At 42.7% G+C, this 17,255-nt stretch carries 31 protein-coding genes; all 31 read right to left on the bottom strand.

Annotation, left to right across the window (positions count from 1 at the left end; genetic code table 11):
* Positions 1-2: 2 nt before the first annotated feature.
* The gene (locus ACTQWB_RS01665; protein ID WP_118581175.1) at positions 3-539 is read right to left on the bottom strand and encodes a bL17 family ribosomal protein; all 537 of its coding nucleotides are present in this window, start codon (positions 537-539) and stop codon (positions 3-5) included.
* An 86-nt stretch (positions 540-625) separates the two neighbouring features.
* Positions 626-1,585 carry a DNA-directed RNA polymerase subunit alpha gene (locus ACTQWB_RS01660; protein WP_118581178.1) on the bottom strand — a complete coding sequence of 320 codons (960 nt, stop codon included), beginning with the start codon at positions 1,583-1,585 and terminating at the stop codon, positions 626-628.
* 54 nt (positions 1,586-1,639) lie between these two features.
* Positions 1,640-2,233, bottom strand: coding sequence for a 30S ribosomal protein S4 (rpsD, locus tag ACTQWB_RS01655; protein WP_118581181.1), 594 nt, complete (start codon positions 2,231-2,233; stop codon positions 1,640-1,642).
* Positions 2,234-2,255: 22 nt separating this feature from the next.
* Positions 2,256-2,651 carry a 30S ribosomal protein S11 gene (gene rpsK, locus ACTQWB_RS01650; RefSeq protein ID WP_117852570.1) on the bottom strand — a complete coding sequence of 132 codons (396 nt, stop codon included), beginning with the start codon at positions 2,649-2,651 and terminating at the stop codon, positions 2,256-2,258.
* Positions 2,652-2,708: 57 nt separating this feature from the next.
* Positions 2,709-3,077, bottom strand: a complete 369-nt coding sequence (gene rpsM, locus ACTQWB_RS01645) for a 30S ribosomal protein S13 (protein ID WP_117852568.1) — start codon at positions 3,075-3,077, stop codon at positions 2,709-2,711.
* A gap of 299 nt (positions 3,078-3,376) precedes the next feature.
* Positions 3,377-3,490 carry a 50S ribosomal protein L36 gene (rpmJ, locus tag ACTQWB_RS01640; RefSeq protein ID WP_003022746.1) on the bottom strand — a complete coding sequence of 38 codons (114 nt, stop codon included), beginning with the start codon at positions 3,488-3,490 and terminating at the stop codon, positions 3,377-3,379.
* A gap of 470 nt (positions 3,491-3,960) precedes the next feature.
* Positions 3,961-4,179 (bottom strand): translation initiation factor IF-1, encoded by a 219-nt coding sequence (gene infA / locus ACTQWB_RS01635; RefSeq protein WP_117852566.1) that lies wholly within the window; start codon positions 4,177-4,179, stop codon positions 3,961-3,963.
* Between the two features lie 54 nt (positions 4,180-4,233).
* Positions 4,234-4,989: a type I methionyl aminopeptidase gene (gene map / locus ACTQWB_RS01630; protein WP_441500038.1), complete on the bottom strand. Its 756-nt coding sequence runs from the start codon at positions 4,987-4,989 to the stop codon at positions 4,234-4,236.
* Positions 4,990-5,007: 18 nt separating this feature from the next.
* Entirely contained in the window at positions 5,008-5,652 is a 645-nt protein-coding gene (locus ACTQWB_RS01625) for an adenylate kinase (protein ID WP_441500037.1), read from the bottom strand.
* Positions 5,653-5,722: 70 nt separating this feature from the next.
* Positions 5,723-7,039, bottom strand: a complete 1,317-nt coding sequence (gene secY, locus ACTQWB_RS01620) for a preprotein translocase subunit SecY (protein ID WP_441500036.1) — start codon at positions 7,037-7,039, stop codon at positions 5,723-5,725.
* 13 nt (positions 7,040-7,052) lie between these two features.
* Positions 7,053-7,493, bottom strand: coding sequence for a 50S ribosomal protein L15 (rplO, locus tag ACTQWB_RS01615; RefSeq protein WP_118581190.1), 441 nt, complete (start codon positions 7,491-7,493; stop codon positions 7,053-7,055).
* A gap of 21 nt (positions 7,494-7,514) precedes the next feature.
* Positions 7,515-7,697, bottom strand: a complete 183-nt coding sequence (gene rpmD / locus ACTQWB_RS01610) for a 50S ribosomal protein L30 (RefSeq protein ID WP_117852555.1) — start codon at positions 7,695-7,697, stop codon at positions 7,515-7,517.
* Between the two features lie 14 nt (positions 7,698-7,711).
* A complete protein-coding gene (gene rpsE / locus ACTQWB_RS01605) occupies positions 7,712-8,221 on the bottom strand; it encodes a 30S ribosomal protein S5 (RefSeq protein WP_117852552.1) in 510 nt (169 codons plus the stop codon).
* An 18-nt stretch (positions 8,222-8,239) separates the two neighbouring features.
* Positions 8,240-8,608: a 50S ribosomal protein L18 gene (gene rplR / locus ACTQWB_RS01600; RefSeq protein ID WP_118581193.1), complete on the bottom strand. Its 369-nt coding sequence runs from the start codon at positions 8,606-8,608 to the stop codon at positions 8,240-8,242.
* Positions 8,609-8,625: 17 nt separating this feature from the next.
* Positions 8,626-9,165, bottom strand: coding sequence for a 50S ribosomal protein L6 (rplF, locus tag ACTQWB_RS01595; protein WP_118581196.1), 540 nt, complete (start codon positions 9,163-9,165; stop codon positions 8,626-8,628).
* Between the two features lie 204 nt (positions 9,166-9,369).
* Entirely contained in the window at positions 9,370-9,771 is a 402-nt protein-coding gene (gene rpsH, locus ACTQWB_RS01590; RefSeq protein ID WP_117852545.1) for a 30S ribosomal protein S8, read from the bottom strand.
* A gap of 202 nt (positions 9,772-9,973) precedes the next feature.
* Positions 9,974-10,159 (bottom strand): type Z 30S ribosomal protein S14, encoded by a 186-nt coding sequence (locus ACTQWB_RS01585; protein ID WP_117852543.1) that lies wholly within the window; start codon positions 10,157-10,159, stop codon positions 9,974-9,976.
* Between the two features lie 73 nt (positions 10,160-10,232).
* Positions 10,233-10,772 carry a 50S ribosomal protein L5 gene (gene rplE, locus ACTQWB_RS01580; protein ID WP_441500035.1) on the bottom strand — a complete coding sequence of 180 codons (540 nt, stop codon included), beginning with the start codon at positions 10,770-10,772 and terminating at the stop codon, positions 10,233-10,235.
* Between the two features lie 22 nt (positions 10,773-10,794).
* Positions 10,795-11,106 (bottom strand): 50S ribosomal protein L24, encoded by a 312-nt coding sequence (gene rplX / locus ACTQWB_RS01575; RefSeq protein ID WP_441500034.1) that lies wholly within the window; start codon positions 11,104-11,106, stop codon positions 10,795-10,797.
* 11 nt (positions 11,107-11,117) lie between these two features.
* Positions 11,118-11,486, bottom strand: coding sequence for a 50S ribosomal protein L14 (rplN, locus tag ACTQWB_RS01570; RefSeq protein WP_022067326.1), 369 nt, complete (start codon positions 11,484-11,486; stop codon positions 11,118-11,120).
* A 14-nt stretch (positions 11,487-11,500) separates the two neighbouring features.
* Positions 11,501-11,755, bottom strand: a complete 255-nt coding sequence (gene rpsQ / locus ACTQWB_RS01565) for a 30S ribosomal protein S17 (protein WP_072521747.1) — start codon at positions 11,753-11,755, stop codon at positions 11,501-11,503.
* A gap of 21 nt (positions 11,756-11,776) precedes the next feature.
* Positions 11,777-11,986 carry a 50S ribosomal protein L29 gene (gene rpmC / locus ACTQWB_RS01560; protein ID WP_118581208.1) on the bottom strand — a complete coding sequence of 70 codons (210 nt, stop codon included), beginning with the start codon at positions 11,984-11,986 and terminating at the stop codon, positions 11,777-11,779.
* Positions 11,976-12,413 (bottom strand): 50S ribosomal protein L16, encoded by a 438-nt coding sequence (gene rplP, locus ACTQWB_RS01555; RefSeq protein ID WP_117852531.1) that lies wholly within the window; start codon positions 12,411-12,413, stop codon positions 11,976-11,978. The genes rpmC and rplP overlap by 11 nt, the downstream gene beginning before the upstream one ends.
* The gene (rpsC, locus tag ACTQWB_RS01550; RefSeq protein ID WP_117852529.1) at positions 12,413-13,069 is read right to left on the bottom strand and encodes a 30S ribosomal protein S3; all 657 of its coding nucleotides are present in this window, start codon (positions 13,067-13,069) and stop codon (positions 12,413-12,415) included. Before rpsC ends, rplP begins: the two co-directional genes overlap by 1 nt.
* 11 nt (positions 13,070-13,080) lie before the next feature.
* Positions 13,081-13,470 (bottom strand): 50S ribosomal protein L22, encoded by a 390-nt coding sequence (gene rplV, locus ACTQWB_RS01545; RefSeq protein ID WP_441500033.1) that lies wholly within the window; start codon positions 13,468-13,470, stop codon positions 13,081-13,083.
* A 98-nt stretch (positions 13,471-13,568) separates the two neighbouring features.
* Positions 13,569-13,850: a 30S ribosomal protein S19 gene (gene rpsS / locus ACTQWB_RS01540; protein ID WP_015526921.1), complete on the bottom strand. Its 282-nt coding sequence runs from the start codon at positions 13,848-13,850 to the stop codon at positions 13,569-13,571.
* A gap of 15 nt (positions 13,851-13,865) precedes the next feature.
* Positions 13,866-14,711: a 50S ribosomal protein L2 gene (gene rplB / locus ACTQWB_RS01535; RefSeq protein ID WP_441500032.1), complete on the bottom strand. Its 846-nt coding sequence runs from the start codon at positions 14,709-14,711 to the stop codon at positions 13,866-13,868.
* Between the two features lie 196 nt (positions 14,712-14,907).
* Positions 14,908-15,207 (bottom strand): 50S ribosomal protein L23, encoded by a 300-nt coding sequence (rplW, locus tag ACTQWB_RS01530; RefSeq protein ID WP_441500031.1) that lies wholly within the window; start codon positions 15,205-15,207, stop codon positions 14,908-14,910.
* Positions 15,207-15,827 carry a 50S ribosomal protein L4 gene (gene rplD, locus ACTQWB_RS01525; RefSeq protein ID WP_441500030.1) on the bottom strand — a complete coding sequence of 207 codons (621 nt, stop codon included), beginning with the start codon at positions 15,825-15,827 and terminating at the stop codon, positions 15,207-15,209. The genes rplW and rplD overlap by 1 nt, the downstream gene beginning before the upstream one ends.
* Positions 15,828-15,848: 21 nt before the next feature.
* Complete coding sequence (gene rplC, locus ACTQWB_RS01520) at positions 15,849-16,481, bottom strand: 50S ribosomal protein L3 (protein ID WP_441500029.1); 633 nt, start codon at positions 16,479-16,481, stop codon at positions 15,849-15,851.
* 80 nt (positions 16,482-16,561) lie between these two features.
* Entirely contained in the window at positions 16,562-16,879 is a 318-nt protein-coding gene (rpsJ, locus tag ACTQWB_RS01515) for a 30S ribosomal protein S10 (RefSeq protein ID WP_117852518.1), read from the bottom strand.
* Positions 16,880-17,255 lie beyond the last annotated feature (376 nt).

The following is a 17,255-nucleotide window of genomic DNA, read 5'->3' as shown; positions in this document are numbered from 1 at the left end:
GATTAAACCAGCTCGATGAGCACTTCCATAGCGCCATCACCTTTACGCTGTCCAATCTTAACGATTCTGGTGTATCCACCGTTACGGTTAGCGTATTTTGGTGCGATCTCCTCGAACATTTTCTTAACCATATCAACGTCTTTGGTGTTTTTCTTCTTGCCAGCGCCCTTAGCCGGAACTTCTTTAACCGGGTAGAACACTTTCATCATCTGACGACGAGCGTGAAGTCTGGATGGAGCATCTTTTGTGATCTGCTTCTCAACTTCATCGTAAACAGTTTTCTTCTTACCGTCTACAACTTCTTTCACTCTCTTGCCTTCAGCGTCTTTTCTGGCAACCTTAGCTGTTACAGTAACAGTCTCGAAGTTGTCTTTCTCGCGAACTGCCATAGCTACAAGACCTTCAGCGATCTTACGGATCTCTTTAGCCTTTGCTTCTGTTGTAACGATCTTTCCGTTGTATAACAGATTTGTAACCTGGTTTCTTAACAGAGCTTTTCTCTGGTCAGCTGTTCTGCTTAATTTTCTATATTTTGCCATTTAATTTTCCTCCATCTGTGGGACAGCAGTCCACGCTTGTTCGGTCTTACTGGACTGCTGCTTAGCAAATCCCCACTGTAATAATCTTACTCTTCGGTTGGCTGAAGCTGTAAGCCCAGCTCTTTCAACTTGGCAAGTACTTCCTCTAAGGACTTACGTCCAAGGTTACGTACTTTCATCATGTCGTCGGAAGTCTTATTGCAAAGCTCTTCAACAGTATTGATACCAGCTCTCTTCAGACAGTTGTAAGAACGAACTGAAAGCTCAAGCTCATCAATGCTCATTTCAAGAACTTTCTCTTTCTCATTGTCTTCTTTCTCGATCATGACCTCAGCGGTCTTAGCATTCTCGGAAAGGTCAATGAAAAGACTTAAATGCTCGCTTAATACCTTTGCTGCAAGGCTTACTGCCTCATCAGGATCCAGCGTGCCGTTTGTGTAAACATCAAGTGTCAGCTTATCAAAGTCTGTAACCTGACCTACACGTGTATTCTGCACAACCATATTGACTCTCTCAACCGGGCTGTAGATTGCATCAACTGCAATCACGCCGATTGGCATGTCATCTGATTTGCCCTTATCCGCACTTACGTATCCGCGGCCTTTTGTAATGGTAAGTTCCATTGCAAGTCTGCAGTCCTTACCACCATTTAAGGTAGCGATTACCTGATCCGGATTCATGATCTCGATATCCTGGTCTGCCTGAATATCAGCAGCTGTAACAACACCTTTGCCCTCACACTCGATGTATGCAGTCTTAGGCTCATTGTCAGCACTGTTATTCTTAATTGCAAGACTCTTAAGATTCATGATGATCTCTGTCACGTCTTCTTTTACTCCAGGAATGGAGCTGAACTCGTGAAGAACACCGTCGATCTTAACCTGGCTTACTGCAGCTCCCGGCAGGGAGGACAGCATAATTCTTCTAAGAGAATTGCCAAGTGTAGTACCGTAACCTCTTTCCAGAGGCTCTACAACGAATCTTCCAAATTTTTTATCTTCAGATATCTCGGTAATTTCGATTTTTGGTTTATTAAAATCAAACACTATAAATTTCCCTCCTTCTGGGTTGTATGCAATTGAGGGTATTATCAGGGCTCATTATTTGGAGTACAACTCGACGATAAGCATCTCGTTTACAGGAACGTCGATTTCTTCTCTTGTAGGAAGCTCTTTTACAACGCCCTTAAGGTTCTCCTGATCAGCCTCAAGCCAGTTCGGAACAAGTCTTCCGCCTGTTACTTCCAGGATTCCTTTGTATCTCTCAGAACCTTTGCATTTCTCTTTGATCTCGATGCTGTCACCAGCTTTTACGAGATAAGAAGGAATGTTAACGCATTTTCCGTTTACAAGAACGTGCTTGTGGTCAACGATCTGACGAGCTTCTTTTCTTGTTCTTGCGAATCCCATACGGAAAAGAACATTGTCAAGTCTTGTCTCAAGCATGATCATCAGGTTCTCACCAGTCTGACCTTTCATTCTGTCGGCTTTCTTGTAGTAGTTACGGAAAGGTTTCTCCAGAACGCCATAAATGAATTTTGCTTTCTGTTTTTCTTTTAACTGAAGACCGTACTCAGATACTTTACGGTTTGCACGTTTTAACTGTCTTGTGGATTTTTTATCAATTCCTAAATAAATTGGATCCATTCCAAGGGATCTACATCTTTTCAGGACCGGTGTTCTATCTACTGCCATCTTGGCTTACCTCCTAATTCAATTAGACTCTTCTACGTTTTGGTGGACGGCATCCGTTGTGCGGAACCGGAGTTACGTCACGGATACTTGTTACTTCAAGACCGCATGCCTGAAGGGCACGGATAGCAGCCTCACGACCTGATCCTGGTCCTTTAACCATAACGTCTACTGTTTTTAATCCATGAATTAAAGCAGCCTTTGTTGCAGTCTCAGCTGCCATCTGTGCTGCATAAGGGGTAGATTTCCTTGAACCTCTAAATCCCAGACCGCCGGCACTTGCCCATGAAAGAGCGTTTCCTTCGTTGTCAGTCAGAGTAACAATTGTGTTGTTAAAAGAAGACTGGATATGTGCCTGTCCGTGTTCAACGTTTTTCTTGACACGACGTTTTGTTGTCGCTTTTTTAGTTGTTTTTGCCATTTTAAAACTAACCTACGCTTTCCTTAATCAATTATAATTTATAGTTAGGATACTGAATTATTTCTTCTTATTTGCTACTGTTCTCTTCGGACCTTTGCGTGTTCTAGCATTAGTCTTGGTCTTCTGACCACGAACCGGAAGTCCTTTACGATGACGGATTCCTCTGTAGCATCCGATTTCCTGCAGTCTCTTAATGTTCAGGGCGATTTCTCTACGAAGATCACCTTCTACCATCATTGTCTCATCAATGACAGCCTGAAGTCTCTTAACTTCATCATCAGTCAGGTCTCTGACACGTGTGTCAGGATTTACATTTGCCTGAGCAAGGATTTTGTCTGCACTTGGTCTTCCAATACCATAAATATAGGTAAGACCGATTTCGATTCTTTTCTCTCTTGGTAAGTCTACACCAGCTATACGAGCCATGTACTGTTTCCTCCATTTTCTTTACTGAAAGTCCTGCGTCTTCGTACATCACTTGTATCAGATACAAGGTGAAATGGGATGCATCCACACGCACTCTTTCTTCATTCTTAGTTCCTAATTGGGGTGCCTCGGTAAAACACCCAGCTGCTTTTGGCGATTCGCAGCCTTTCCGAAATTTGCGGCCAACGGGCCAACGTTGCCTCCGGTATTAGGCAATACATGCTTAGTTCATTATATGTCAGATGATACAACCCAGCCGGGTGTTTCACCTGCAGCCGCATTCACAAACACGGGATAAATCAACCCTGACGCTGTTTGTGTTTTGGATTCTCACAGATAATTCTGATAGAACCTTTTCTTTTAATGACCTTGCATTTCTCGCAGATCGGTTTTACAGATGATCTTACTTTCACTGGAAATCCTCCTTCCGTAAAATATAGCATTAAAATCTGCAGTTTAGGCGCAGTTATACACATGGTATAAGCGCGTCCGCATTGTATTGTAGCATTATGGTCTACAAAATGCAAGCAGTTTTTTAAATTTTTTTTACATTTTATAAAATGATGTTAGTGTCAAAAGGTCTTTTGACACTAACTCGATACCACGGATTGTTCCGCAGATACGCTGCTCACACAATCCTTCAAACATTCGGAATCCGCTGATTTACTGCGTAAATCGCTACTTCCTCATGTTTGGCGTGTCCCAAGATCAAAAGCTTTATCGTGCAAGCACGAACAGCTTTTTGACCTTTTGACACTGGTATCATAAAATTATTTTCTTCTATAATAGAAGGACTCCTGCTCTCAGAAGTACATCCAGGAGCAGGAGTCTTTTTATTGCTTTTCAAGCTTAAATCAGCTATTAATTTATAACCGAATAAGAATTATTTATCTCTCCAGATGATTCTTCCCTTGGAAAGATCATATGGGGAAAGCTCCATTGTTACTTTATCTCCTGGAAGAATACGGATAAAGTTCATGCGCAGCTTACCGCTGATATGGGCAAGTACAACATGCTTATTCTCAAGTTCCACTTTAAACATTGCGTTTGGCAGCTTCTCTAAAACAGTGCCTTCTACTTCAAGTACATCTACTTTTGACATTTTAAACCTCCTGTATCGCCTTAATGAATCCTAAATTTCCTATTGCATAAAAAATTATTTTGTGAGTGTCAGAATCTCCGGTTCGCCATCTGTAATCAGTATGGTGTTCTCATAATGTGCGGAAAGGGAACCATCCATGGTCACCACTGTCCATTCGTCATCCAGCCAGCATACATCTGCCCTGCCCATATTGATCATAGGCTCAATGGCAAGTGTCATACCTGGAAGTAATTTCACTCCCCTGCGTTTCTGTGGGAAGTTGGGAATCTGCGGATCTTCGTGAAGATGGGTACCAATCCCATGTCCCACCAGATCTCGTACAATACCATAACGGTATTTCGCTACATACGCTCCGATTGCCTTGGAAACATCATTGAGATGATTTCCTGCTTTCGCGAATTTTATTCCTTCAAAGAAGCACTGCTTTGTTACATCCATAAGCTGTCTGGCCTCTTTGGAAACTTCTCCGACTGCATAAGTACGGGCCGCATCAGAATGATATCCTTTGTAGATCAGACCTGCGTCGATCTTAACCAGATCACCATCCTGGATAATTTTGTCCTCCGAAGGAATTCCGTGGACCACTTCATCATTCAGGCTGATGCAGAAGGAGCCAGGAAAGCCTCCATAATTCAGAAAGTTGGGAATGCAGCCCATGGAACGGATCATATCTTCACCGATACGGTCAATTTCCTTCGTGCTCATTCCTGGTTTGATATAAGGGATCAGTCCATCATGAACCTTTTCCAGAAGATGTCCGGATTCCCTCATAAGTTCAATTTCTTGTGCTGTTTTTATTGAAACTGACATTACTTCTTATCCTCTATTCTATTCGCCAAGGATCTTAACAATATCACCAAATACCTCTTCCAGGTTCTTGGTACCATCTACTGTTTTCAGTACGCCCTGACCTGTATAGTAGTCAATAAGCGGCTGAGTCTGATCATGATATACATTCAGACGTTTCTGAACTGTTTCCGGCTTATCATCGTCACGGAGCACAAGCTCTTCTCCACATGTATCACAAACTCCTTCAACCTTCGGAGCTGCAAATACAACGTGATAAGTTGCACCGCATTTTACGCATGCACGTCTTCCGCCCATACGGTTTACGATATTCTCATCCGGAACGTCAACATCGATTGCATAATCAATCTTGCTTCCAAGCTTGCTTAAAGCATCGGTAAGGCATTCTGCCTGTGGAATTGTTCTTGGGAAACCATCCAGTACATAGCCGTTCTTGGCATCCGGCTGCTGGATTCTGTCCACAACAAGGTCGCAGGTAAGTTCATCCGGTACAAGCAGACCCTGATCCATATAAGTTTTTGCTTTCTTTCCAAGCTCTGTACCATTTTTAATATTGGCACGGAAAATATCTCCTGTGGAAATGTGCGGAATACCATATTTCTCAGCAATCTTCTTCGCCTGGGTTCCTTTGCCTGCACCTGGTGCACCTAACATGATAATTCTCATAAAAGCCCCTCCATTTTTCTCATACTACGAATTAAGGCTGTGACGCGTAAGCACCACAACCTTTATTCTTTTAGTTGTTCAGGAAGCCTTTGTAATTGCGGACAAGCATCTGTGATTCGATCTGTTTCACAGTCTCCAGGATAACTCCAACAATAATGATGATGGAAGTACCACCGAAAGATACGTTTGCTCCGAATACTCCATTGAAGAAGAACGGAATGACCGCAACGATGATCAGGCCTACTGCACCTATAAATATAATATAATTTAAGATTTTAGTCAAATAGTCTGACGTTGGTTTACCTGGACGGATGCCAGGAATGAAACCACCCTGCTTTTTGATGTTGTCTGCAACTTCCAGTGGATTGAATGTAATGGAAGTGTAGAAATATGCGAAGAATACGCAAAGTACAACATACAGAAGCAGTCCCCATGTATACTGAAGCTGATTCGGATTACACCAGTTATTGGAAGATAATCCACGAATAATCTCGCTACCGATACCAGTTCCGTTTGCTTTACCTGCAAGCTGTGCGATCACACCCGGGAAGGACATGATTGAGGAAGCAAAGATAACCGGGATAACACCAGCAGTATTAACTTTCAGCGGGATGTTGGTAGTCTGACCACCCATCAGTTTTCTGCCGACCATTTTTCTGGAATACTGAACAGGAATTCTTCTCTCAGCACCATTGAGGATCAGTACGAATACGACCATAACAACGATGATTGCAAGAATAATAAGTCCTGCAAGCAGTCCTTTTGCAATTGTTTTTCCCTTGATGAAGTTCTCATAAAGCAGTGATAAGTCACTTGGGATTCTGGAAACGATATTAACAGTCAGGACGATGGAAATACCATTTCCAACACCCTTCTCTGTAATACGCTCACCAATCCACATCAGCATGGCAGAACCAGCTGTAAGACAAGCAACTACAGTTAAGCCTTTGAAGAAGTTCATGTTCGGGATCAGACCCTGGCGACCGAAACCGATTGCCATTGCCACAGACTCAAACAACGCAAGACCAACAGTTACATAACGGGTAATGGCAGTAATTTTCTTTCTGCCTTCTTCTCCATCTCTCTGCATCTCTTCCAGTGCCGGAATGGCAATTGTAAGAAGCTGCATGATAATGGAGGATGTAATGTATGGCGTGATGTTCAATGCAAAGATTGACATCTGAGTAAATGAGCCACCGGTGAACGCATCAAAGAAATTGAATGCGTCACCAGTGTTTTTTGCAAACCACTCTTTAAAGAAATCGCTGTCTACTCCCGGAACAGGAAGCTGTGATCCAACACGGATGACAAGAATCATCCATAATACATAGAGGAGCTTACGTCTCATCTCTTTCACTCTGAAAACGTTCTTGAGAGTTTCAAACATTTGATCACCTCTATTAGATCAGCTCTACTGTACCACCTGCAGCTTCAATTTTAGACTTTGCAGTCTCACTTACAGCGTTTACTTTTACTGTAAGTTTCTTGGTAAGCTCGCCGTTTCCAAGGATCTTAACGCCGTCACCAGCTTTGGAAATTGCGCTGCTTGCAAGTAAGCTCTCAACTGTTACTTCTGCACCATCTTCGAAACGGTTCAGAACATCAACATTGATTGCAATGATCTCTTTAGAATTTCTGTTTGTAAATCCTCTCTTAGGCAGACGTCTGTATAAAGGCATCTGTCCACCTTCAAATCCCGGTTTCTTGTGTCCGGAACGTGCTAACTGTCCTTTATGGCCTTTACCGGCTGTTTTGCCGTTTCCTGAACCATGTCCACGGCCTCTTCTGAAGTTATCGCTGTGCTTAGAACCCTCTGCTGGTCTTAAGTTTGATAATTCCATTATGGCACCTCCTTTTTGTAATTATGCTTCTTCTACTTTTACCAGGTGCTGTACCTGCTGAATCATTCCTCTTGTTGCCGCATTGTCTGGCATTTCAACTGTTTTGTGCATTTTGGTAAGACCCATTGCCTTAACAGTAAGTTTGTGCTTCGGAACTGCGCCAATCGGAGATTTTACTAAAGTAACTTTTAATGTATTTGCCATTTTAATATTCCTCCTTAAGCCAGAATCTCATCAACAGATTTTCCACGAAGTTTTGCAACTTCTTCCGGAGTTTTTAACTGTCTTAAGCCTTCGATGGTTGCAAGAACAACATTCTGCTTATTTCTGGATCCCATACATTTTGTACGGATGTTTTTGATACCAGCTAACTCGATAACGGCACGAGCCGGACCGCCGGCGATAACTCCAGTACCTTCCGGAGCTCTCTTAAGAAGCATGGAAGCGCTTCCGTAAGAACCTACGAAGTCATGTGTAATGGAACCATTCTCATCTCTTGCTACGGTTACTAATTTCTTAATAGCATCCTCTTTTCCTTTGCGGATAGCTTCCGGAATTTCGGCTGCCTTTCCAAGTCCTGCACCAACGTGTCCATTGCCGTCACCTACAACAACTAAAGCTGTGAAACGGAAGTTACGACCACCTTTAACAACCTTGGTAACACGCTTGATTGATACTACTTTATCTTCTAACTCTAACTGACTAGCATCAATAAGATTACGTTTCATGTGTTTCGCTCCTCCTTATTAGAATTTCAGTCCAGCTTCTCTTGCTGCGTCTGCCAGTGCTTTTACTTTACCGTGGTAAATGTATCCACCTCTGTCAAATACAACTTCCTCGATGCCGGCTTCCACTGCCTTCTTACCGATTACAGTGCCAAGATATGCTGCTGCTGCAACATCGTCGGTGTTCTCAAGCTGTGCTTTTACATCTTTCTGAAGAGTAGAAGCAGATACTAAAGTCTTTCCAACGGTGTCATCGATAATCTGTGCATACATATGTTTATTGGAACGAAATACTGCAAGACGCGGAGTAGTTGCAGTGCCATTTAAATGATGACGTAATCTTCTATGCTTTTTCTCGCGAATTTCCGCTCTAGATGCTTTATTAACCATTTTCTCACTCTCCTTAATTATTTCTTACCAGTCTTACCAACTTTACGTCTGATAACCTCAGTATCATATTTGATTCCCTTGCCCTTGTATGGCTCAGGTCTTCTCTTATCTCTGATCTCAGCCGCAAACTGGCCAACTTTTTCCTTGCTGATACCGGAAACGATAATCTTGTTACCGTCAACTTTTGTCTCAATACCTTCCGGATCTTCCATTTCTACCGGGTGAGAATATCCAAGGTTTAAAGTAAGCTTCTTGCCCTGTTTAGCTGCTCTGTAACCAACACCGTTAACCTCAAGAGTCTTTGTATAACCCTCGCTTACACCAACAACCATGTTGTGGATAAGGCTTCTGGTTAAGCCGTGAAGGGATTTCATTTTCTTTAAGTCGTTTGGTCTTGCAACAACTACATGACCATCTTCAACTTTGATTTCCATTTCTGTTGGAAGCGCTCTTTCAAGTGTTCCTTTTGGTCCTTTTACGGTTACTACATTTCCTTCTGCAACAGATACTTCAACTCCTGCCGGAATAGCAACCGGAAGTCTACCGATACGTGACATACTATGTGTCCTCCTTACTTAGATTATCGGAGAGGTTACTGGAACCTCTCTGTTTTCAGTTTCTTTACTTTTCTGGCCGTGTAACACATCCCTCAACTAAGTTCATGCTGCGCCCAGGGGCTTGCATTCACTAAGGTTCGGGATGGGCTTCGCACTAAATTCGTACTGCGCCTTACGGCTTGCACTCATTAAGTTGCTTTCAGCCTACCAAACGAAAGCCAGAACCTCGCCACCTACCTGAAGTTTACGAGCTTCTTTGTCAGTGATAACACCTTTATTAGTGGAAAGGATTGCGATTCCAAGTCCTCCAAGAACCTTTGGAAGCTCGTCCTTACCAGCATAAACACGAAGACCTGGTTTGGAAATTCTCTTTAAACCTGTGATGATCTTCTCGTTTTTGTCTTCGCCATATTTCAGTGTGATATGGATGTTTTTAGCAACACCATCTTCAACTAAATCGTATTTTGCAATGTATCCTTCATCAACAAGGATGTTAGCAATTGCAATTTTCATTTTAGATGCCGGAACATCTACAGTGTCATGTTTTGCAGTGTTTGCATTACGAATTCTTGTAAGCATATCTGCGATTGGATCGCTCATTGTCATGTTAGTTTCCTCCTCATATTCAGACTTTACATGTCATAGTGTATATTTGAATGATTTACGTGTTACCATGTGTAACTGCATCCCTCAGCTAAGTTCATGCTGCGCCTGACGGCTTGCATTCACTAAGGCTCGGGATGGACCTCGCACTAAATTCGTGCGGCGCCTTGCGGCTTGCACTCATTAAGTTGCTTTCGGCCTCGGTCTACCAGGAAGCTTTCTTAACTCCCGGGATCTGTCCTTTGTAAGCTAACTCACGGAAGCAGATTCTGCAGATTCCGTATTTTCTTAAATATGCATGTGGACGTCCACAAATTCTGCAACGGCTGTATTCTCTGGTAGAGAATTTAGCAGGACGCTGCTGTTTGATTTTCATTGCTGTCTTAGCCATGAATCGTTCCTCCTATATCAGATCTGCTGACCCCGGCTGTTTGCCGGCGGTCAACTTTGGAATGTTCCTCATCTTATTTCGCAAAAGGCATGTTGAACAGCTTCAGTAACTCACGAGCTTCCTCATCAGTGTTTGCTGTTGTAACGAAGATAATGTCCATACCTCTTACTTTGTCAACTTTATCGTACTCAACTTCTGGGAAGATAAGCTGCTCTTTGATACCAAGAGCGTAGTTTCCTCTTCCATCGAATGCGTTAGGATTAACGCCACGGAAGTCACGTACACGTGGAAGTGCCAGGTTGATCAGACGATCAGCGAACTCATACATCTTCTCGCCTCTTAATGTTACTTTACATCCGATCGGCATTCCCTCTCTGATTTTGAAGTTAGCGACAGATTTTTTCGCTTTTGTAGCGATTGCTTTCTGTCCTGTGATCAGCTCCATATCTGCGATTGCAGCATCAAGAAGCTTAGCGTTCTCTTTGGCCTCACCAACACCCATGTTAATTACGATCTTGTCGAGTTTTGGCACTTCCATAACGTTTTTATATCCGAATTTCTTGGTCATGGCATCCATGATCTCATTAGTGTAAAGTTCTTTTAATCTACTCACTTATGTCTGCCTCCTCTCTCAATTAATCGATAACCTTACCTGTTGCTTTAGCAACACGGACTTTTTTGTCACCATCCATCTTAAAGCCAACTCTTGTAGCTTTTCCATCTACCATAAGCATTACATTGGAGATGTGAAGCGGAGCTTCTTTTGTGATGATTCCACCATTCTGGTTTGCAGCTGATGGTTTGGTGTGTTTTGTAACCATATTAACGTTCTCTACTAATACGGTATTGTCTTTTACATTGATGGCAAGGACTTTGCCTTCTTTGCCTTTATCTTTACCAGCGATTACTGTAACAGTATCACCTTTTTTAATCTTCATAGCTGACATTAGGCACCCTCCTATAATACTTCCGGAGCTAAGGAAACGATCTTCATGAATTTCTTCTCACGAAGCTCTCTGGCAACTGGTCCAAAGATACGTGTTCCTCTCGGAGTTAAGTCGTCTTTAATGATTACGGCAGCATTTTCATCGAAACGGATATAGGATCCGTCTTTACGACGAGCGCCTTTTTTGGATCTAACTACAACAGCCTTTACTACGTCACCTTTTTTAACAACGCCGCCTGGTGTTGCATCTTTAACAGTAGCAACGATTGTATCGCCGATGTTTGCATATCTTCTTGTAGAGCCACCCATAACACGGATACAAAGGATTTCTTTTGCACCAGTGTTGTCGGCAACTTTCAGTCTTGTTTCCTGCTGAATCATACTGGTTATCCTCCTTATTTCACTTTCTCTACAACTTCAACCAGTCTCCATCTCTTGTCCTTGGACAGCGGTCTGGTCTCCATAACCTTAACGGTATCACCGATGTTGCACTCATTGTTTTCGTCATGAGCTTTTAATTTATATGTTCTCTTCACGATTTTCTTGTAAAGAGGATGTTTTACATGGTCTTCAATTGCAACTACAATGGTCTTATCCATCTTATTGCTGACAACCTTACCCACACGGGTTTTTCTCAGATTTCTTTCCACGATTATTTCCTCCTAAATTCACTATTTGGAAGCGTTAGCTTTCGCAGTGATCACTGTCTGGATTCTGGCAATATTTCTACGAACCTCTTTGATTCGTCCTGTATTGTCTAACTGATTGGTTGCATTCTGAAATCTCAGATTGAAAAGTTCTTTCTTAGCAGCTACTAATTCTTCGTTTAATTCTGCAGCTGATTTTGCCTGTAAATCTTCTACGAATTTATTAATTTTCACTGTTATCACCGCCTTCTAACTCTGCACGAGAAACTATTTTACATTTACATGGTAACTTGTGCATTGCAAGACGTAATGCTTCACGAGCGATTTCTTCGGAAACGCCTGCGATCTCAAACATAACACGTCCTGGTTTAACAACTGCTACCCAGTATTCCAGGGCACCTTTTCCGGAACCCATACGAGTTTCTGCTGGTTTTGCTGTTACTGGTTTATCTGGGAAAATCTTGATCCAAACCTTACCACCACGTTTGATATAACGGGTCATAGCAACACGGGCTGCCTCGATCTGATTAGATCTGATCCAGCAAGGCTCGGTAGCAACAAGACCGAATTCACCATAATTGATCTGATTACCTCTAAGGGCTTTTCCTCTCATGGAGCCACGGAATTGTTTACGACGTTTAACTCTTTTTGGCATTAACATTATTTATCGCTCCCTTCCTTAGTTCCTTTAGTTGGAAGAATCTCACCATTGTAGATCCATGCCTTTACACCAACTTTGCCATATGTGGTGTCTGCTTCTGCGAAACCATAATCGATGTCTGCACGAAGTGTCTGAAGCGGAATAGTTCCATCGCTGTAGAACTCTGTACGAGCCATATCAGCTCCGCCAAGACGTCCGGATACGGATGTTTTGATTCCCTTAGCACCGGATTTCATTGTACGCTGCATTGTAGATTTCATAGCACGTCTGAAGGAGATACGGTTCTCCAGCTGAAGAGCGATGTTCTCTGCAACAAGCTGAGCGTCTCTGTCTGGTCTCTTAACTTCTTTGATATCAACGATAAGCTTCTTGTCTGTATATTTAGCAAGTTCAGCTTTAACTTTCTCGATCTCAGCGCCACCTTTACCGATTACGATACCAGGTTTTGCTGTGTAAATGATAACTTTTACTCTGTCAGATGCTCTCTCGATCTCGATCTTGGAAACACCTGCGCTGTATAATTTCTTTTTAAGGAATGTTCTGATGTTGTAATCCTCTACCAGATAGTCTGCGAAATCGCTCTCTGCATACCATCTTGAATCCCAATCCTTGATAACACCGACTCTAAGGCCATGTGGGTTAACTTTCTGTCCCATGATTATCCTCCTTATTTCTCATCCAGCACGATGGTGATATGGCTTGTTCTCTTCTCGATTCTGTAAGCACTACCCTTTGCTCTTGGCTGGATTCTCTTCATTGTAGGTCCTTTATTTGCATAGCAGGCTGCAACGACGAGATTGTCTGCGTTCATTCCGTTATTGTTCTCAGCATTTGCAATGGCTGATTCCAGTAACTTTTTGATTACGCTGGAAGCGTATCTTGGGTTATATGTCAGGATACCAAGTGCTGTCTGCACATCTTTGCCACGAATTGCATCTAAAACGTAGCAGGCTTTCTGAACAGAAATTCTTGCATAAGATAATTTTGCAGACGGTCTTGTCTCTCTATTATTCTCATTTCTGGCTCTCTTAATCTGGCTTCTATGTCCTTTTGCCATTTTAAAGTGCCTCCTTTCGTCATATTCAATATTCAGGTAAACACCCTGTCCTGTCTGACCGCTTATAGCGGATCAGGCAGTCTGGTGTAAAGTTCTAACTAGCGAACACCGGATTTCTTTTCGTCTTTTCCGTGTCCTCTGTAGGTTCTGGTAGCAACAAACTCACCAAGTTTGTGACCAACCATATCCTCAGTGATATATACCGGCACATGTTTTCTTCCGTCATGGACAGCGATTGTATGTCCAACAAAAGACGGGAAGATTGTGGAACGGCGTGACCAGGTTTTGATTACGGATTTATCATTTGCAGCGTTTAATGCATCTACTTTTTTAAGTAAGCTCTGATCTGCAAAAGGTCCTTTTTTCAGTGAACGAGACATTCTTAATCCTCCTTATTATTTGCTTAAAGCTTTTCCATCGCGTCTTCTTACGATGAGCTTGTTGGACGCTTTGTTTTTCTTTCTTGTCTTCAGACCAAGAGCAGGTTTGCCCCAAGGTGTACACGGACCTGGACGTCCAACCGGAGCGCGGCCCTCTCCACCACCATGTGGATGGTCATTCGGGTTCATGACAGAACCACGAACTGTAGGTCTGATTCCCATGTGACGCTTACGACCAGCTTTACCGATGTTGATCAGGTTGTGATCGCCGTTTCCGATGATACCAACTGTAGCACGGCAGATGATCGGAACCATTCTCATCTCACCAGATGGGAGACGAAGTGTAGCGTATTTGCCTTCTTTAGCCATAAGCTGAGCGCCGTTACCAGCGGAACGAACCATCTGTCCGCCCTTTCCTGGGTGAAGCTCAATGTTATGAACCATAGTACCAACCGGGATAAGCTCTAACGGTAAGCAGTTACCTACACGGATTTCAGCTTCCGGTCCGTTCATAACTTTCTGTCCAACTTTAAGTCCTTCTGGAGCAAGAATGTATGCTTTCTCGCCATCTGCATAGCAGATAAGTGCGATATTTGCTGTTCTGTTTGGATCGTACTCAACAGATTTAACTACTGCCGGGATTCCATCTTTTCTTCTCTTGAAGTCGATGATTCTATATTTTCTACGGCTTCCGCCTCCCTGATGTCTTACAGTGATCTTACCCTGGTTATTACGTCCAGCGTTTTTCTTTAAAGACACGGTAAGGGATTTCTCTGGAGTTGTCTTAGTGATCTCAGAGAAGTCGGAACCAGTCATATGTCTTCTAGACGGGGTATATGGGTTATAACTTTTGATTCCCATTTCTTTTCTCCTTTCAAATTTGTTCTCACGCTTTTGAATGCGTATATCCGCGATATTCAGAGTGCCAAGGATTCAGAAGAAGCAGGTCGTCATGCTTGCATGTAAGACCGGATTCTTATGAAGACTTGAAAGCGTGCAACGCGACCGAGGAAGCAAAACTTCCGAGGTGCACTCGTACGTATCGCAATGCTATCAATTAAAGACCTTCGAAGATCTCGATGTCTTTGCTGTCCTCTGTAAGGGCTACGATAGCTTTTTTGGATTTAGCAGTTTTTCCAACTACCATTCCACGGCGTTTTTTCTTACCATCAAGGTTCATGGTATTTACGCTCTTAACTTTTGTTCCTTCGAACATTTTCTCAACAGCTTCTTTGATCTGAGCTTTGTTTGCTTCCGGATGAACAAGGAAAGTATATTTCTTCTCACCCATAGCAGCCATGGATTTTTCAGTGATCACTGGTCTTTTGATCACGTCGTAATATTTAATATCTGCCATTATGCGTATACCTCCTCGATGGATGCTACAGCGTCTTTAGTTACTACTACAGTACCGTGGCTCATAACATCATATACGTTGATGCCGTTAGCAGCTACAGTCTGTACGTTCTCGATATTTCTTGCAGAAAGGATTACATTCTTGTCTTCCTGTGCTGTTACGATAAGAGCTTTTTCTGCTTTCAGGTTTGTAAGAACCTTCTGCATTTCTTTTGTCTTAGCTTCAGCAAGTGCAAGGCTATCAACAACTACGAATTTATTGTCCTGAACTTTGGAAGTCAGAGCGGATTTAAGAGCTGCTCTTCTTTCTTTCTTGTTCATTTTTACATCATAATCTCTTGGAGTTGGTGCGAAAACAACACCGCCGCCTGTCCACTGTGCAGCACGGATGGATCCCTGTCTTGCATGACCGGTTCCTTTCTGTCTCCAAGGTTTTCTTCCGCCACCGCTTACTTCAGAGCGAGTTTTCGCTTTCTGAGTACCCTGGCGTTTATTTGCAAGCTGGCGAACAACTGCGAGATGAACAAGATGCTCGTTAATCTCTACACCAAACACTGCATCGTTCAGCTCCATTGTTCCAACTTCATTGCCTTCCATATTATAAACAGTTACGTTTGCCATTTGTGTGCTCCTCCTTTCTTATTATAAGGACTTTACTGTCTCTTTGATTGTAACCAAGGATTTCTTAGGTCCTGGAACAGCACCTTTAACTAACAGTAAGTTATTCTCTGTATCTACGCGTACGATCTCAAGATTCTGAACAGTAACCTGCTCGCTTCCCATATGACCTGGCATGTGTTTTCCTTTGAATACCTTGCTCGGATCAGAACAAGCACCGTTGGAACCTGCATGACGATGATATTTGGAACCGTGAGCCATAGGTCCTCTGGACTGTCCATGTCTCTTGATTGCGCCCTGGAAGCCTTTACCTTTGGAAACAGCTGTTGCATCGATGTGATCTCCAGCTGCGAAGATATCAGCTTTAATTTCCTGTCCTACTTCATATTCAGCAGCGTTCTCGAAACGGAATTCTTTAACGAATCTCTTAACTGCAACGCCTGCTTTTGCAAAGTGGCCTGTTTCCGGTTTGTTCACCAGTTTCTCTCTGATGTCGCCGAAGCCAACCTGAACTGCTGTGTATCCGTCGTTCTCTTCTGTTTTAACCTGAGTTACGACACATGGACCAGCCTGTAAAACGGTTACCGGAATTAACATTCCATCTTCGTTGAAGATCTGAGTCATTCCGACTTTGGTAGCTAAAATAGCTTTCTTCATCTTTCTTCCTCCTATAGCGGATTGCCCTTGCGGGTAATCATATAATAAATAGCTAAATGCTTATGCATTTACAAGATTAATTATTTTGCCTTCATCTTGATGTCGATATGAACACCAGCAGGCATTTCCAGTCTGGACAGTGCATCAACTGTCTTCTGGGTCGGAGCAATGATATCAATCAGTCTCTTATGTGTTCTCTGCTCGAACTGCTCTCTGGAATCTTTGTATTTGTGAACAGCTCTTAAGATTGTAACAACTTCCTTCTTAGTTGGAAGCGGAACCGGTCCGCTAACTGTTGCACCGTTTTTCTTAACAGTATCGATGATCTTTGCAGCAGATGCATCTACTAACTGATGATCGTAAGCTTTTAATGTGATTCTCATTACCTGATTTGCCATAAAAAAAGTCTCCTCCTATTCGTACTCACTATCAGTACGACAAGCGGCGACTGTACACATCTCCGTGTGTGTCCTAAAACATCTTCTTGTCTCGAACTCTTATCTCACACGTCCCATCCCTAGATGGCTATTGAACTTGTACAGTGACTTGTCGTCAGTTTCCTAACTTGACATTCGCTCCACGGAAAACCTGCCTGGCTGGGCAGCAACCTCACGCTTCATCGCTATCATGTCACAGCAGATATGATTATACACAAACGTTCTGCAAATTGCAAGTATTTTTTTCAAAAATTTTCGATGTTTTATTGTATTATTTTAAATACAATTTTTGTATAATTTCAGTGAACGATGTTTCATATTTCAAGGTTCCTTTTAG

It is taken from the genome of Blautia sp. HCP3S3_H10_2, assembly GCF_052122375.1.
GTDB lineage: Bacteria > Bacillota > Clostridia > Lachnospirales > Lachnospiraceae > Blautia_A.
Note: the sequence above shows the minus strand (reverse complement) of the source record. Positions and strands in the feature narration are given on the sequence as shown.

Bases quoted from the DNA above. Each gene is read 5' to 3' on its own strand.
- ACTQWB_RS01665 (WP_118581175.1), bottom strand. From the start codon at position 539: ATGGCAAAATATAGAAAATTAAGCAGAACAGCTGACCAGAGAAAAGCT.
- rpsD (WP_118581181.1), bottom strand. From the start codon at position 2,233: ATGGCAGTAGATAGAACACCGGTCCTGAAAAGATGTAGATCCCTTGGA.
- rpsK (WP_117852570.1), bottom strand. From the start codon at position 2,651: ATGGCAAAAACAACTAAAAAAGCGACAACAAAACGTCGTGTCAAGAAA.
- rpsM (WP_117852568.1), bottom strand. From the start codon at position 3,077: ATGGCTCGTATAGCTGGTGTAGACTTACCAAGAGAGAAAAGAATCGAA.
- infA (WP_117852566.1), bottom strand. From the start codon at position 4,179: ATGTCAAAAGTAGATGTACTTGAAGTAGAAGGCACTGTTTTAGAGAAG.
- map (WP_441500038.1), bottom strand. From the start codon at position 4,989: ATGTCAGTTTCAATAAAAACAGCACAAGAAATTGAACTTATGAGGGAA.
- ACTQWB_RS01625 (WP_441500037.1), bottom strand. From the start codon at position 5,652: ATGAGAATTATCATGTTAGGTGCACCAGGTGCAGGCAAAGGAACCCAG.
- secY (WP_441500036.1), bottom strand. From the start codon at position 7,039: ATGTTTGAAACTCTCAAGAACGTTTTCAGAGTGAAAGAGATGAGACGT.
- rplO (WP_118581190.1), bottom strand. From the start codon at position 7,493: ATGGAATTATCAAACTTAAGACCAGCAGAGGGTTCTAAGCACAGCGAT.
- rpmD (WP_117852555.1), bottom strand. From the start codon at position 7,697: ATGGCAAATACATTAAAAGTTACTTTAGTAAAATCTCCGATTGGCGCA.
- rpsE (WP_117852552.1), bottom strand. From the start codon at position 8,221: ATGAAACGTAATCTTATTGATGCTAGTCAGTTAGAGTTAGAAGATAAA.
- rplR (WP_118581193.1), bottom strand. From the start codon at position 8,608: ATGGTTAATAAAGCATCTAGAGCGGAAATTCGCGAGAAAAAGCATAGA.
- rplF (WP_118581196.1), bottom strand. From the start codon at position 9,165: ATGTCACGTATCGGTAGACTTCCGGTTGCTATTCCGGCAGGAGTTGAA.
- rpsH (WP_117852545.1), bottom strand. From the start codon at position 9,771: ATGACAATGAGCGATCCAATCGCAGATATGCTTACAAGAATTCGTAAT.
- ACTQWB_RS01585 (WP_117852543.1), bottom strand. From the start codon at position 10,159: ATGGCTAAGACAGCAATGAAAATCAAACAGCAGCGTCCTGCTAAATTC.
- rplX (WP_441500034.1), bottom strand. From the start codon at position 11,106: ATGTCAGCTATGAAGATTAAAAAAGGTGATACTGTTACAGTAATCGCT.
- rplN (WP_022067326.1), bottom strand. From the start codon at position 11,486: ATGATTCAGCAGGAAACAAGACTGAAAGTTGCCGACAACACTGGTGCA.
- rplP (WP_117852531.1), bottom strand. From the start codon at position 12,413: ATGTTAATGCCAAAAAGAGTTAAACGTCGTAAACAATTCCGTGGCTCC.
- rpsC (WP_117852529.1), bottom strand. From the start codon at position 13,069: ATGGGACAGAAAGTTAACCCACATGGCCTTAGAGTCGGTGTTATCAAG.
- rplV (WP_441500033.1), bottom strand. From the start codon at position 13,470: ATGGCAAAAGGACATAGAAGCCAGATTAAGAGAGCCAGAAATGAGAAT.
- rpsS (WP_015526921.1), bottom strand. From the start codon at position 13,850: ATGTCTCGTTCACTGAAAAAAGGACCTTTTGCAGATCAGAGCTTACTT.
- rplB (WP_441500032.1), bottom strand. From the start codon at position 14,711: ATGGGAATCAAAAGTTATAACCCATATACCCCGTCTAGAAGACATATG.
- rplW (WP_441500031.1), bottom strand. From the start codon at position 15,207: ATGGCAGATATTAAATATTACGACGTGATCAAAAGACCAGTGATCACT.
- rplD (WP_441500030.1), bottom strand. From the start codon at position 15,827: ATGGCAAACGTAACTGTTTATAATATGGAAGGCAATGAAGTTGGAACA.
- rplC (WP_441500029.1), bottom strand. From the start codon at position 16,481: ATGAAGAAAGCTATTTTAGCTACCAAAGTCGGAATGACTCAGATCTTC.
- rpsJ (WP_117852518.1), bottom strand. From the start codon at position 16,879: ATGGCAAATCAGGTAATGAGAATCACATTAAAAGCTTACGATCATCAG.